General features: G+C 67.7%; 11 protein-coding genes. 8 read left to right on the top strand and 3 right to left on the bottom strand.

Annotated features, from left to right (window positions below):
• Positions 1-169: 169 nt before the first annotated feature.
• Positions 170-634 (bottom strand): MarR family winged helix-turn-helix transcriptional regulator, encoded by a 465-nt coding sequence (locus ACM0PB_RS05145; protein ID WP_065177996.1) that lies wholly within the window; start codon positions 632-634, stop codon positions 170-172.
• Positions 635-684: 50 nt separating this feature from the next.
• Here ACM0PB_RS05145 and ACM0PB_RS05150 point away from each other — a divergent pair, with 50 nt between their 5' ends.
• The 3 genes from ACM0PB_RS05150 (at position 685) to ACM0PB_RS05160 (ending at position 5,330) form a co-directional block, all read left to right on the top strand.
• Positions 685-1,596: a S41 family peptidase gene (locus ACM0PB_RS05150; RefSeq protein WP_065186205.1), complete on the top strand. Its 912-nt coding sequence runs from the start codon at positions 685-687 to the stop codon at positions 1,594-1,596.
• A gap of 98 nt (positions 1,597-1,694) precedes the next feature.
• The gene (locus ACM0PB_RS05155) at positions 1,695-2,588 is read left to right on the top strand and encodes an NAD-dependent epimerase/dehydratase family protein (RefSeq protein WP_065177998.1); all 894 of its coding nucleotides are present in this window, start codon (positions 1,695-1,697) and stop codon (positions 2,586-2,588) included.
• A 210-nt stretch (positions 2,589-2,798) separates the two neighbouring features.
• Positions 2,799-5,330 (top strand): methyl-accepting chemotaxis protein, encoded by a 2,532-nt coding sequence (locus ACM0PB_RS05160; protein ID WP_065177999.1) that lies wholly within the window; start codon positions 2,799-2,801, stop codon positions 5,328-5,330.
• Between the two features lie 77 nt (positions 5,331-5,407).
• On the opposite strand, the gene ACM0PB_RS05165 is transcribed toward ACM0PB_RS05160, so the two are convergent.
• Positions 5,408-5,794, bottom strand: a complete 387-nt coding sequence (locus tag ACM0PB_RS05165; RefSeq protein WP_005419554.1) for a DUF2628 domain-containing protein — start codon at positions 5,792-5,794, stop codon at positions 5,408-5,410.
• A gap of 214 nt (positions 5,795-6,008) precedes the next feature.
• On the opposite strand from ACM0PB_RS05165, the gene ACM0PB_RS05170 reads away from it, so the two are divergent.
• A complete protein-coding gene (locus ACM0PB_RS05170) occupies positions 6,009-6,179 on the top strand; it encodes a hypothetical protein (protein WP_005419553.1) in 171 nt (56 codons plus the stop codon).
• Between the two features lie 60 nt (positions 6,180-6,239).
• On the opposite strand, the gene ACM0PB_RS05175 is transcribed toward ACM0PB_RS05170, so the two are convergent.
• Entirely contained in the window at positions 6,240-8,306 is a 2,067-nt protein-coding gene (locus ACM0PB_RS05175; protein ID WP_065178000.1) for a TonB-dependent receptor domain-containing protein, read from the bottom strand.
• Positions 8,307-8,803: 497 nt separating this feature from the next.
• On the opposite strand from ACM0PB_RS05175, the gene mdoH reads away from it, so the two are divergent.
• From mdoH to ACM0PB_RS05195, 4 genes are read left to right on the top strand one after another with little or no spacing between them, the layout of a single operon-like run.
• Positions 8,804-10,729 carry a glucans biosynthesis glucosyltransferase MdoH gene (gene mdoH / locus ACM0PB_RS05180; protein WP_005419550.1) on the top strand — a complete coding sequence of 642 codons (1,926 nt, stop codon included), beginning with the start codon at positions 8,804-8,806 and terminating at the stop codon, positions 10,727-10,729.
• Positions 10,730-10,779: 50 nt separating this feature from the next.
• Positions 10,780-11,439 (top strand): alpha/beta hydrolase, encoded by a 660-nt coding sequence (locus ACM0PB_RS05185; protein ID WP_005419549.1) that lies wholly within the window; start codon positions 10,780-10,782, stop codon positions 11,437-11,439.
• Positions 11,440-11,442: 3 nt separating this feature from the next.
• A complete protein-coding gene (locus ACM0PB_RS05190; RefSeq protein ID WP_005419547.1) occupies positions 11,443-12,486 on the top strand; it encodes a sensor histidine kinase in 1,044 nt (347 codons plus the stop codon).
• A gap of 10 nt (positions 12,487-12,496) precedes the next feature.
• The gene (locus tag ACM0PB_RS05195) at positions 12,497-13,228 is read left to right on the top strand and encodes a LytR/AlgR family response regulator transcription factor (RefSeq protein WP_065178002.1); all 732 of its coding nucleotides are present in this window, start codon (positions 12,497-12,499) and stop codon (positions 13,226-13,228) included.
• The last annotated feature ends 281 nt before the right edge of the window (positions 13,229-13,509 follow it).

Below are 13,509 nucleotides of genomic sequence, written 5' to 3' on the forward strand. Positions count from 1 at the left end.
CACGGCGCAGGTACGCTGCCGCGCGCGCCGCCCTGCGTGGCCAGGACGAACTGCACCCTTCACCTAGGCCGGACAGCCGGCCGCGCAGTGCGCACGTTGGAGCTGCGCCTGGGCAACGGCGGCTGGACCTTCCTCAGCGAAATCGAAATGGCCGCAGAGCAGTAAGGCTTCAGGGCTGGCGGGCGTCCTGCAGGCGCTGCGCGAAGGGCCGCTGTGCGAGCGCTGCAAGGGCGTCGCGTAGTACCTGCTCCAGCGGCTGCCCCAGATCGGCATCGAGGCTGCGCGCCGCACGCGCGGTGGCCTGCCATTGCGCCTGCAGCGCAGGCATCGCGCGCTGTGCGCGGGGGCTCAACTGCAGGATGCGTTCACGCCCATCGTCGCCGCTGGACGCGTGCAGCCAACCATCGCGCACCATCGCCGCCACGGTCTGGCTGAGCGCCGAATGGCTGAGCCCGCAGGCCGATGCCAGGTCCTTGATCCGGCAGGGGCCCTGCGCCATCAGCGTGCGCAGCACCGGTGTGTAGCGGGGCCGGTAGTCCAGTTGCAGGTCCCGGTAGGCGTGCTCGACCGCCGGGTCCAGCTGGTCGAGCAGGGCGCGCAGCAATGTGCCGAGCGTGGCGTGTTGGAGATCCATGACCAGGATGATATATAAGCGCTTATATATCTTCAACGCGGAGGTGGTTGATGGCCGTGTCCTGGATGCTCGTTGCGTTGCTGGCAGGGGCCTGCCCGGCGCAGGACGGAGTGCTGCGCGCGGCGGCCACCGCCGTGCAGGCGCAGTACCTTGACGAGGCGGAGGGCGCCCGTATCGCCGATGCCCTGCGCACCTGGTCGGTGCAGCAGCGCTATGCGGACAGCTGTTCGGATCCGGTTGCGTTCAGCGCACGCCTGAACCAGGACCTGGACATGTTCGATGGCCACTTCCATGTTGAACGCGTGGACGCAGCGGCCGGCCAGGACGACTGGTTGATGGCCTGGCGCGCCGATGCCCGCAGCAATGGTGCCGGCGTGCGCGAGGTTCGGGTGATGGAGGGCAACATTGGTTACCTGCGCCTGAGTACCTTCTATCCGCTGGATCTGGCGCGCCCGAAGTTCGCTGCGGCCCTTTCCCTGCTGGCCGACACCGATGGCCTGGTGCTGGATCTGCGCCAGAACGGGGGCGGCGACGATGCAAGTGCCGACCTGCTGGTACGCACGCTGCTGGACGCGAAGATCGCCGCGGTGCAGCAGCTGGACCAGCGCGGCCGGCGCACGCCGGTACCGCTGCCGCCTGCCAGCCTGCCTGCGTACCTGAAACCGCTGGTGGTGCTGATCGACCGTCGCACCGGTTCGGCGGCCGAGTTCGTCGCCTATTCGCTTCAGGCACTGGGCCGCGCGCGGATTGTCGGCACGCGCAGTGGCGGTGCCGCGCATATGTTTGGTGATCCTGTGCTGCTGCCCGATGGCTATCAGATCAGTATTCCCGACCGGCAACCCATCAATCTGCGCACCGGTGGAAACTGGGAACGTACTGGCGTGAGGCCTGATGTGGCCGGCGGCGACGATCCGCTGTTCATCGCGCGGCAACTGCTGGCGTCTGCGAAGTCGTCAAGATGAACGCACGATTGCATGGCTGTCCTATCGCGGATGCGCGATTGCATGCCTAGAATCGAAGCATCCCGGTAGTTCCCGGGCGCTTCGAGTGAATGGACTCAATGAAGATTCTGTTGACCGGCAGTTCCGGCCGCATCGGGCGCGCGATCTTCGGTGCGTTGGCGGCCGCCCACGAAGTGGTGGGGCTGGACCGCAGTCCGTTTGCCACCACGCGCATCATTGCCGATGTCAGCGATCGGCAGGCCGTCGCGCGCGCGGTGCAGGGCGTGGATGCGGTCATCCATACCGCGGCCCTGCATGCCCCGCATGTCGGCCTGGTGCCGGATGCGGTGTTCCAGCAGATCAACGTGGAGGCCACCGCACACCTGCTGCAGGCGGCACGCGAAGCCGGTGCACGGCGCTTCGTGCTGACCAGCACCACTGCGTTGTATGGCCATGCCGTGGTGGCCGGTGGCTGCCGTTGGATCGACGAAGACACCGAGCCGCTGCCGCGCACGATCTACCACCGTACCAAGCTGCAGGCAGAGACCCTGGCCGAAGCCGCCGCCACGCCGGGCTTCAGCGTTCGCGTGCTGCGCATGGGCCGGTGTTTCCCGGAACCGCCCGAACGGATGGCGATGTTCCGCCTGCATCGCGGCATCGACGCCCGCGATGTGGCCAGCGCACATGCTGCACTGCTGCTCGACGAAGGCGCCCGGTTCGCGCGCTATCTCGCCTGCGCACCGACGCCGTTCCGGCGCGAGGACTGCCTGGAACTGGCCACCCACCCGCGCAGCGTGCTGGCCCGTCGCGCGCCGCAGCTGCTGGCCGAGTTCGAACGCCGTGGTTGGCCGCTGCCATTGAGCATCGACCGTGTCTATGACAGTGCCCGCCTGCGCAGCGAGCTGGGCTGGCAACCGTGCTTCGGGCCGGACGACGTACTGCAGCAGTATGCCGTCGGCAGCATCGAGGTACTGCCGCGGGCACAGTGGATCAAGGACCGCGTGGCCGAGTGAGGGCATCGCGAGGGGGGAACGCTGAGCCGACCCTGAGCGGATTCAGGAATGTGCAGGCCGACCGCCTCAACCTCGTTGGCGGGCGGCCGCTAACCCAGTGCGCTTCCAGCGCCGGGCGCGCCCCGGCTGCCGGTGGCCTGCGCGACGGATCGCGCGCCTGCGCGGTGCCCTCGTGGTGCCGGTCGTCCTGAACTGCTTGCGGACCCTCCCATGTCTTCTTCCCGCTCTGCCACTGCCCAACGCCCGGGCAGCATCGCCCACAAGTTGATGCTGGGCACCGCCGTGATCGCGCTGCTGTGCTTCGGCCTGACCGCCTTCCTGATCTACCGGCAGGCCAGCGCCAGTCTGATCAGCGCCTCGCGCCAGACCATGACCAGCGAGGCCAACGCTGAGGCGCGCCAGGTGGCGGCTGATTTGGGCACCGCTTTCGCCAGCAATGACGCCATGGTCGAGGCCGTGCTGGCCCAGCGTGCCCGTGGTGACATACCCGACCGCGCCAGCCTGGCGGCGGTGCTCGGCGAACAGCTGCGTGCTCATCCTCAATGGCTGGGCAAGAGCACCATGTGGGAGGCCGATGCCTTCGACGGCAAGGATGCGGAGTTCGTCAATACCGAAGCACACGATGCCACCGGCCGCTACATGAGCTACTGGGCCTGGCAAGACGGCAAACCGCAGCAGTCGGTGATGACCGACTACACCGAGACTGCCAGCGGTTCCGGTGACTGGTACATGGTGCCCAGCCGCGACAAGCTGCCCAAGGTCAGCGAACCTTACGCCTATGACATCGCCGGCCAGAAGGTGCTGATGAGCACCCTGAGCACGCCGATCATCGAGAACGGCAGATTCCTGGGCGTGTTCACCGTCGACTTCTCGCTGGCAGCGCTGCAGAAGCACCTGGCAACGCTGAAGCCGATGGGGGCTGGCCGCGTCGAACTGCTGTCGCCCAAGGGCGTGGTGCTGGCCTCGGCCAATGCCGCCGAGATCGGCAAGCCGCGCAACGATGCCCTGACCCGCAGCATGCTGGCCGACATCGCCGCCGACCGTCCGTTCGAGGCCTTCAGCCCCGACGCGGCCGGCAACGTACGCGTGTATGTGCCGCTGCGCGTGGGCGACGCCCCGCAACGCTTCGCGCTGGGCGTGGTGATGCCGCATGCGGTGATCGTGTCTGAGGCACGCCAGCTGCTGTGGCTGACCCTGCTGGTCGGCGTGATCGCCGCGCTGACCCTCAGCGCCGGCGTCTACGTGCTGCTGCGCCGCCTGGCGATCCGCCCGTTGGCCGAAGCGGTACGCGTGGCCGGTGATGTCGCCGCCGGCAAGCTGGACAGCACGCTGCCGGCGCGCAGCAACGACGAAGTGGGGCGCCTGCTGGACGCAATGCAGGGCATGCGTGGGCAGTTGCAGTCGGTGATGGCTGCGCAGGCCGAAATGGCGCGCCGCCACGATGCCGGTGAACTCAGCTATCGCATGGATGCTGCGGCCTTCCCGGGCGAGTACGGCCGCATGGTGGCCGACAGCAACCAGCTGGTGGCCTCCAGCAATGCGGTCACCCAGCGCCTGGTTGAAGTGATGCAGCGCTATGCCGTGGGCGACCTCAGCGTGGACATGGAAGCGCTGCCGGGCGAGAAGGCGGTGTTCACTGCCGCAATGGCGACCACCAAGCGCAACCTGGCTGCGATCAACGAGCAGATCCAGCAGCTGGCCGCCGCCGCCGCCGCCGGTGACTTCGCCGTGCGCGGTGATGCACTGCGCTTCGACCATGATTTCCGCCGCATGGTGGAGACGCTGAACACAATGATGCAGGTCAGCGACCACAACCTGGCGGCACTGTCGACGCTGCTGCGCGCGATCGCCGCCGGTGACCTCAGTGCCCGCATGCAGGGCGACTTCCACGGCGTGTTTGCGGTGATGCGCGACGATGCCAACAGCACCGTGCAGCAGCTGACCCAGATCGTCGGCCAGATCCAGCAGTCGGCGGCCAGCATCCGCCTGGCCGCCGGTGAGATCGCCGCCGGCAACAGCGACCTGTCGCGCCGCACCGAACAGCAGGCCGCCAACCTGGAAGAAACCGCCGCGTCGATGGAAGAACTGACCTCCACCGTGCGCCAGAATGCCGACCATGCGCTGCAGGCCAACACGCTGGCCGGTTCCGCAGCGGGTGTGGCCAGCGAAGGCGGCCAGGTGGTCAGCCAGGTGGTGCACACCATGGAGCAGATCGAGGCGTCTTCGCAGCGTATCGCCGAGATCATCTCGGTGATCGATGGCATCGCGTTCCAGACCAACATCCTGGCGCTGAACGCGGCAGTGGAAGCGGCGCGCGCCGGTGAACAGGGCCGTGGCTTCGCAGTGGTGGCCAGTGAAGTGCGGGCGCTGGCGCAGCGCTCGGCGGGTGCTGCAAAGGAGATCAAGGAGCTGATCGACGCCTCGGTGGCCCAGGTCGGTGCCGGTGCGCAGCTGGTGCACGGTGCGGGGCGCACCATGCAGGACATCGTCGGTCAGGTCGGCCGGGTCAACGAAATCATGGCCGAGATCTCGGCCGCGTCGCGCGAACAGTCGGCCGGCATCGAGCAGGTCAACCAGACCGTGGTGCAGATGGACGAAACCACTCAGCAGAACGCCGCGCTGGTGGAGGAAGCCAGTGCCGCCGCCCGTGCGATGGAGGAGCAGGCCGAGCAGCTGGCGGTGGCGGTGTCGCGCTTCCGCCTGCAGGCCGAGCCGGAGGGCATGGCCCGCCGCGCGGCCTGATGCCGGAAACGAAGACGCCCGGCGGGTGCCGGGCGTCGGTTGCATCCTTGCCGCGCATCCTGCGCAGGTCTGATGGCTCAGAACATTCCTTCAAACGGGTTCCAGCTGGCGCGTCCTTCCACCTTCTCCAGGTAGTAGCTGTAGTTGGTGCTGGAGGCGACCAGCAGGTTCATGGCGATGAACAGCATGCGCCCGACGACATCCGGCAGGAACATGGTGACGATGGCCAGCGCGATGTTGATGCCGATCACCACCAGTGCCTTGCGCCACATGCCGAGAATCAGCAGGTAGATGGCACCGAAGAACAACGCGAAGAAGTTCAGGTTGATCTTCAGGCGGTCACCAAAGGACAGTGCCTTCCAGGCCTGCTTGAAGCCGGGGTTCTTGGGGGCGCCGTGCTGGCGGAAGAAGTTGAAGCGGAACTGCCACTTCGGGCTGAACTGGGACAGGTCAGTGGTATTCATTGGGAAACATCCCTGTGAGAAAACGTTTTCATGATAGGACAAGTCCTATTCAGGATCCAAGCGCTAGCGTCAAGAATGTGACGCCTGCCTTGTTCGCGCGCCTGCGGCCAAGCGCCGCGGCGTCACCCGCCCGCCTTGTTTTTAGGATAGGGTGCGCAGTTCCGCTGCCGCACCGGCTGAACCCGTGCGGCGGCGGGATGTCCATGGAGGTTGCATGACCACACCTGCTACACCGGAAAACGCACCGGGACCGGTGCTCCTGCCGACACCTGAAGTGGTGCAGGCACAACAACTGCTCGCACGCCAGCAACTGGCGGTGGCGATGGACCGTGCGCGCACGGCCGCCACGCGGGATGCGGCACCGGCCGCGCTGGAAAGCGAGTAACCCGCAACACCGTCGATCGCGCTGGCATGTCGCCAGCGCGATCACGGCGCGTGCCGCCGGTCAGAACCGCGCGGTCATGCTCAGGAAGTAGCTGCGCCCGGCGACGAAGTAGTCGGTGGAGCCTTCCGCATACAGCTTCTTGTCGGCCAGGTTGCTGACGCCACCGCGCAGGGTCAGCACTTCGTTGACGTTCCATGCCGCGGTCAGGTCATACAGCGTATAGGCCTTGAGGAAGGTCGTGGCGGTGCCGGTCTGCCTGCCGGTGTACTGCGCCGACAGGCTGCCGGAAAACACCGTGCTGGGCGCCCAGTCCAGCGACGAATAGCCGGAGAACTCCGGCGTATCGATCAGGTTGCGGCCGGTGGTCAGGTTCCTGGCTTCCTTCATCCAGGTCGCCGAGGTGCGCCAGCGCCACTGCTCGCCGAAGCGGACGTTGAGGTTGCCTTCCATGCCGCGGGTGCGCGCGCGCTGTACGTTGTTCATGCGCGTCCACCAGATGCCGTTGAACCGGCCCAGCGGTGCGTACTCGATCTTGTTCCGGAAGTCGGTGTGGAAATAGGTCACGCCGACATCGATCAGGTCATTGTCGAAGCTGATGCCGATCTCGCGGTTGGTGCTGGTCTCCGGATCCAGGTCCGGGTTGCCGGCCATGTAGCACCCGCCACGGGTGTAGCCCAGCGGAATCAGCGAGGTGCAGCCGCGGCCCCCGGACTGGGTAGCGGCACTGGCCGAGTTCTCGGTCAGGCTGGGCGCACGGAAGCCCTTGGAGACGCCACCGCGGATCGTCCACTGTTCGGCAGGGTGCCAGACCAGGTACGCACGCGGGCTGACGTGGCCGCCGAACTGCTCGTGATGGTCCAGGCGCGCGCCCACGGTCAGGGCCAGGGTGCGGTGCAGTTTCAGCTCGTCCTCGGCAAACAGCGCCCAGGTGTCCACGTCCAGAGTGGAGCCGCTGACCGCGTTGCCGGCATAGTCGATCGGCGCGCGGCCGATGGTGTCGGTGTTGGTCAGCTCCTGCCGCTTCCATTGGCCGCCTACGGCGAACTGGTGTTCAACGCCGAGGGTGAACGGCGTGGTCAGGCTGCCCTCGATGATCGTATCGGTGGCTTCGGAACGGCCGGCAGCACCGATGCCGTTCCTGTACTCGGTCCAGTACGCACTGATCTTCGAATTGCCGAAGCGCCACTTGCCATCGTGGTTGAGCGCCAGCGAGCTGCGCTTGAGCTCACTGGCACCCCAGGCACCTTCGTCCTGCTTTTCCAGCGACGCATCGATGAAGGCCTGCTGCACGCCGTGCCCGGCTTCCAGCGACAGTTCCTGTGCGTCGCTCAGCTTCCACTGCAGCAACGCATCGACATTGCGGTCCTTTTCGCCCGCGTAGGCATTGCCGGAGACACCGCCGTTGGAGCGGTCCGAATCGCGGCGCATGCTGTTGGCACCGATGCGCAGGCCGAAGCGTTCGCCCAGCGGCCCGGAGAACGTGGCGCCGATCTGCTGGGTATCGCCGCGCTTGCCGTCAGCCGGGCGGGTGTAGCTGTGGGTGGCGCTGCCGTTCCATTCGTCGCCGATGCGCCGGGTGATGATGTTGATCACCCCGCCCATCGCATCGGAGCCATACAGCGACGACATCGGCCCGCGCACCACTTCGATGCGCTCGATCTGGTCCGGCGAGATCCAGTTCAGGTCCTGGCGGCCGAGGTCGGGGCGATAGTTGGTCGAGGCCGAGCTGCCCATGCGCTTGCCGTCCACCAGCACCAGCGTGTAGTTGGACGGCATGCCACGCAGCTTGATCTTGGACTGCTCGCCGACGGCGCTGAGGCCGCCGGTCACGCCCGGTACGCGGCTGAGCAGGGCGGCCAGGTCCGGTACCGGCTGGCGCTCGATGTCCTCACGACTGATCACGCTGATGCTGGCCGGGGCATCCTTGATCCACTGCTGGCTGCCTGAAGCCGTGACCACCACGGTATCCAGGTCCTTGGTGGAGGCATCGGCGTCGGCCTCTGCGGCGGCCAGGCCGGGCAGGGCCAGCAGGCAGGCGGCGGCCAGGCCGGGCAGCGCCAGCAGGCAGGCGGTGGCCAGGCGGGTGCGCGGCAGGCGCGCGGAACGGGAACGGGACGACAGGGACATGACGGCTTCCATGAGAGGTGGGGTGACCCGGTGGAAGCAGCAGGCGCAGGCAGACAGCAGGCAGCCCCCCCCTTCCGTGGGTCGTCGGGTGCGCGGTCAGGACCGGCGCAGCTGGGTGGGTCGCGGCCGCGCGGAAGACGGTGACCTGCCTGGTTGATTAAATGATAACCGTTCGCGTTTGTTACGATCCAGTACCGGGGGCGATGCAGTGACATCTGGCCATGCCCTGGCGTGATCGCCTGCTATTTGCTGAATGGGGACAAATCCCGGTGTAGACCTTCGCACCCGGCTTACATTCTGGGCCCTAGACTGGGCCGCATTTTCGATTCCGCCCCGTTGGAGATCGTGTGGGTTCCGGTAGTGACAGACATCGACTGTGCGGCGTGAGGCCGACACAGCCAGGACAAGTGCGGGCGCCGGGAAAGCGCGCCGGGAACCTTGGTGCATGCAGCCCGGCCGGGATGGCCGGCCGTGCCGACGGCGCGGAGTAAGCGACGATGGGGGTGCAGACCATCCATGCGGAAGCAGGAACGCCCCGGCTTGATGCCGGCTGGGCGCTGCTGCCCGCTGAATCGCCGTTGCCGATGCCCGAACAGACCCTGCGCGAAGGCGCACTGAAGGTCCGGCGGCATCGCACCTCGCCGCGCCTGATCGGCCTGCGCCGGCTGTACCTGTTTGGTGGCACGCTCGGCATGACCGCCGTGGCTACGCGGATGATGTGGCGGGTGCTGTCGGCCAATGGCATCAGCGTGCTCGAAGCCTGCCTGCTGGTGCTGTTCGTCGGCCTGTTTGCCTGGATCGCGCTCTCCTTTGCCAGCGCCCTGGCCGGCTTCCTGACTGCTGTGTTCGACCGGGGCTATCGGCTCGGCATCGACCCGGACAAGCCGTTGCCGGCCGTGCACAGCCGTACTGCGCTGTTGATGCCGACCTACAACGAAGACCCGCGCCGCCTGCTGGCGGGCCTGCAGGCGATCTACGAGTCGGTGGCGGCCACCGGCCAGCTCGACCGCTTCGACTTCTTCGTGCTCAGCGACACCCGCCGCGAGGACATCGCCGCTGCCGAGGAACAGGTGTTCGCCGAGCTGCGCGAGCGTGTGCCGGAGGGGCAGACGCGCCTGTTCTATCGTCGCCGTGGTGACAACAGCGGGCGCAAGGCCGGCAACATCGCTGACTGGGTCCGCCGCTTCGGCGGTGCCTATCCGCAGATGCTGATCCTTGATGCCGACAGCCTGATGACCGGCGACAGCATCGTGCGCCTGGTGGCCGGCATGGAACACAACGCCGACGTCGGACTGATCCAGACCCTGCCGTCGGTGATCGGCGGCCGCACGCTGTTCGCGCGCATGCAGCAGTTCGGTGGCCGCGTGTACGGGCCGGTGATCGCCCGCGGCGTGGCCTGGTGGCACGGCGCCGAGAGCAACTACTGGGGCCACAACGCCATCATCCGTACCCGTGCCTTCGCCGACCACGCCGGCCTGCCGGCGCTGCCGGGGCGCAAGCCGTTCGGCGGCCACGTGCTCAGCCACGATTTCGTCGAAGCGGCGCTGATGCGTCGTGGCGGCTGGGCCGCGCACATGGTGCCCTACCTCGGTGGCAGTTACGAGGAAGGCCCGCCGACGCTGACCGACCTGCTGGTGCGCGACCGCCGCTGGTGCCAGGGCAACCTGCAGCACGGCAAGGTGGTCGGCAGCCGCGGGCTGCACTGGATCAGCCGCACGCACATGCTGATCGGCATCGGCCACTATTTCACCGCACCGATGTGGGCGATGCTGATGCTGATCGGCATCGCCATCCCGCTGTTCCAGGAAGGCATCGATTTCAACGCCCTGCTGCACCTGTCGCCCAGCGTGTACTGGCGCGCACAGGATGAAGAGCAGGTGGTGCGCCTGTTCGCCGCCACCATGGCGGTGCTGCTGCTGCCCAAGGTGCTCGGCTACCTGGCAATGCTGCTGGACCCGGTCGACCGCCGCGGTTGTGGCGGTCCGATCCGTGCCTTCGTATCGATGCTGGTGGAAACCGTGCTCGCCGCGCTGATGGCGCCGGTGGTGATGTACGTGCAGTCACGCGGCGTGGCCGAAGTGTTGTCCGGGCGCGATTCCGGCTGGGACGCGCAGCAGCGTGACGACGGCGGCATCTCGTGGATGGCGTTGATCCGTGGCTACGGTGGCCTGGGTGTGTTCGGCGCCTTCATGGGCGTGCTGGCCTGGGCGGTATCGCCGTCGCTGGCGGCCTGGATGGCGCCGGTGGTGATCGGCATGGTTCTGGCCGTTCCGGTGGTGGCGCTGACCTCCTCGCGCGGCCCCGGTGCTTTCCTGCATCGCCTCGGCCTGCTCGATATCCCCGAAGAGAACATCCCGCCACCGGTGCTGGTACGCGCCGCGCAGCTGCGGCGGGAAGCGGCCGAGCAACCGCCGCTGTACTGATTGCCCCGCGCCAGCGGCATAATGCGGCTCGAACTTGAAGGAGCCGCATCATGCTGCAAACGGTGGAACAGGAAACCGGCGCCTCGCCGCAGTGGTCGGTGATCTGGTTGCACGGCCTCGGCGCCGACGGCCATGATTTCGCGCCGATCGTGCCGGAACTGGTGCGGCCGCACTGGCCGGCGCTGCGCTTCGTGTTCCCGCACGCACCCGTGCGGCCGATCACGATCAACAACGGCGTGCCGATGCGCGGCTGGTACGACATCGTGGGCATGGACTTCCGTTCGCGCGCCGACATGGCCGGCGTGCAGGAATCGGTGGTGCAGCTGGACGCACTGATCGCGCGCGAGATCGAGCGCGGCATCGCGCCGGAGAAGATCTTCCTGGCAGGCTTCTCGCAGGGTGGGGCGATCATCCTGACAGCCGCGCTCTCGCGTACCGCGCCGCTGGCCGGCCTGATCGCGCTGTCCACCTATCTGCCCGAAGCCGACAGCGCCACGCGTGTTGACGGCGCGGTGCAGGTGCCGGTGTTCATGGCCCATGGCAGTGGCGACCCGGTGATCCCGCAGGCCGTCGCAGCGCACAGCGCGCAGGCGCTGCGTACGCTGGGCCTGGATGTGGCGTGGCACAGTTACCCGATGGCCCACCAGGTCTGTGCCGAGGAGATCCAGGCACTGGGTGACTGGCTGCAGGAACGCCTGGGCGCCGCCTGAGCCATGTCGCCGGCCAGCACACCGCCGTGGATGCCGGAACTGTGCCGCCTGCCACGGCTGGCGGCGATGCTCGGCCTGGCCGAGCTGGTGGTGGTGGTACTGGCGCTGGCGCCGGACGGCAGCCGTCACTGGACCTTCGGCGAACTGCTGTCGGCCAGCGGATTCGCGCTGTGGCTGGCGCTGGCGGTGACCGCCAGCCTGTGCCTGCTGCGGCAGACCCTGTCGCGGCTGCCGCCGGTGCTGGGCGCCATTGCGGCGACCGTGCTGGCAACCCTGATCGCGGTGGTCTGCGCTGGCATCGTGCACGCGCTGTACGCGGTGCTGGGCGACAGCTTCGCCAGCGGCATCAGCTTCTGGCGTTTCACCCTCGGCAGCGCGGCAACCACGGCGCTGATCGCCGCGCTGGCGCTGCGCTACTTCTACGTAAGCGATCGCTGGGCCGCGCAGGTGCAGGCCAACGCGCGCGCGCAGGCCGACGCGCTGCAGGCGCGTATCCGCCCGCATTTCCTGTTCAACAGCATGAACCTGATCGCCAGCCTGCTGCATCGTGACCCGGCAGTCGCCGAGCGCGCGGTGCTGGACCTGTCCGATCTGTTCCGTGCCGCGCTGGGGGCGGGCGAGGGCGATTCCACCCTTCGCGACGAATGCGAGCTGGCCGAGCGCTACCTGTCGATCGAATCGCTGCGCCTGGGTGAACGCCTGCAGGTGCGTTGGCAGCGCGACGAGCCGCTGCCATGGGACCTGCCCTTGCCAAGGCTGGTACTGCAGCCGCTGGTGGAAAATGCCGTGCTGCATGGCATCTCGCGCCTGCCCGACGGCGGCACCATCGAACTGCAGCTGGCGCGCGAGGGCAATGAACTGCAGATCCGCGTACGCAACCCGGCACCCGATCCGCAGGCGCCGGGGCTGGCGCTGGCACGCGGCGCCGGCCATGCCCAGCACAGCATCGGCCATCGGCTGGCCTGGCGCTTCGGCAGCACCGCGCGGATGACGGCTGGCTGGAGCGAGGGCTACTATGCCTGCCAGGTGACAGTGCCGATCCAGTGAGGGAACGATCGTGAGGGTAGTCATCGCCGACGACGAACCGCTGGCGCGCGAGCGCCTGCGCAGCCTGTTGGCGGCACAGGACGGCGTGGACGTGGTGGCCGAGGCCGGCAACGGTGAGCAGGCCCTGCACGCGTGCGCGGAGCTGCAGCCGGACCTGGTCCTGCTGGATATCGCGATGCCCGGGCTGGATGGCCTGGAAGCGGCCCGCCACCTGGCCAGCTTCGAACCTCGGCCAGCGGTGGTGTTCTGCACCGCCTACGATGCGCATGCGCTGTCGGCGTTCGAGGCCGCAGCGATCGACTACCTGATGAAGCCAGTGCGTGCCGAACGGTTGGCGGCGGCGATCGCACGTGCGCGCACGTTCCTGGCCGGCCGCGATGGCCGGCCGCAGGAGCACAGCGGGCAGCAGGCACGCAGCGTGCTGTGCGCACGCCTGCGCGGCAGCCTGCGCCTGATTCCGCTGGACGATATCCACTACCTGCAGGCCGAGGAGAAGTACGTGGTGGTGCACCACGCACGCGGCGAGGACCTGATCGAGGAATCGCTGAAGTCGCTGGAAGAAGAGTTCGCCAGCCGTTTCATCCGCATCCATCGCAACTGCCTGGTGGCGCGCCACGAGCTGGTGGAGCTGCGTCGGGGCTCGAGCGGGCAGGTGCAGGCGGTGTTGCGGCATGGCAAGCAGCCGCTGGAAGTCAGCCGCCGGTGCGTGGCGACGCTGAAGCAGGAACTGCGGCACTTGTGAGAGTTCCGCGCGGCCTGCGGCCGCGACTGCTGTGAAATCAACAGCAACAGCAACAGCAACAGCGGGTCATGGCTCGGTGCTTCTACGTGCTGGGCCGGGCCGGGGTGGGGTGGGGTGGTGGGACACGCCGTAAACCCATCCATGGCGCCAACGGTCCCGCCGCCCCACCCCGGCCCAACCCTTACATTCGTCCAGCGTCGGACGGCAAAGGCATTGTTGTTATCGGGTGGGGAAGAGGGGTCAGATCCCTTTTCCTGCGGAAAAGGGATCTGACCCCGGAA

Origin of the sequence: Stenotrophomonas sp. AR029 (assembly GCF_047520695.2) — a bacterium.
GTDB classification, from domain to species: Bacteria; Pseudomonadota; Gammaproteobacteria; order Xanthomonadales; family Xanthomonadaceae; genus Stenotrophomonas; species Stenotrophomonas sepilia.

Coding starts and splice junctions, on each gene's coding strand:
- ACM0PB_RS05150 (WP_065186205.1), top strand. CDS start 685: ATGGCCGTGTCCTGGATGCTCGTTGCGTTGCTGGCAGGGGCCTGCCCG.
- ACM0PB_RS05190 (WP_005419547.1), top strand. CDS start 11,443: ATGTCGCCGGCCAGCACACCGCCGTGGATGCCGGAACTGTGCCGCCTG.
- ACM0PB_RS05185 (WP_005419549.1), top strand. CDS start 10,780: ATGCTGCAAACGGTGGAACAGGAAACCGGCGCCTCGCCGCAGTGGTCG.
- mdoH (WP_005419550.1), top strand. CDS start 8,804: ATGGGGGTGCAGACCATCCATGCGGAAGCAGGAACGCCCCGGCTTGAT.
- ACM0PB_RS05160 (WP_065177999.1), top strand. CDS start 2,799: ATGTCTTCTTCCCGCTCTGCCACTGCCCAACGCCCGGGCAGCATCGCC.
- ACM0PB_RS05155 (WP_065177998.1), top strand. CDS start 1,695: ATGAAGATTCTGTTGACCGGCAGTTCCGGCCGCATCGGGCGCGCGATC.
- ACM0PB_RS05145 (WP_065177996.1), bottom strand. CDS start 634: ATGGATCTCCAACACGCCACGCTCGGCACATTGCTGCGCGCCCTGCTC.
- ACM0PB_RS05165 (WP_005419554.1), bottom strand. CDS start 5,794: ATGAATACCACTGACCTGTCCCAGTTCAGCCCGAAGTGGCAGTTCCGC.
- ACM0PB_RS05170 (WP_005419553.1), top strand. CDS start 6,009: ATGACCACACCTGCTACACCGGAAAACGCACCGGGACCGGTGCTCCTG.
- ACM0PB_RS05175 (WP_065178000.1), bottom strand. CDS start 8,306: ATGTCCCTGTCGTCCCGTTCCCGTTCCGCGCGCCTGCCGCGCACCCGC.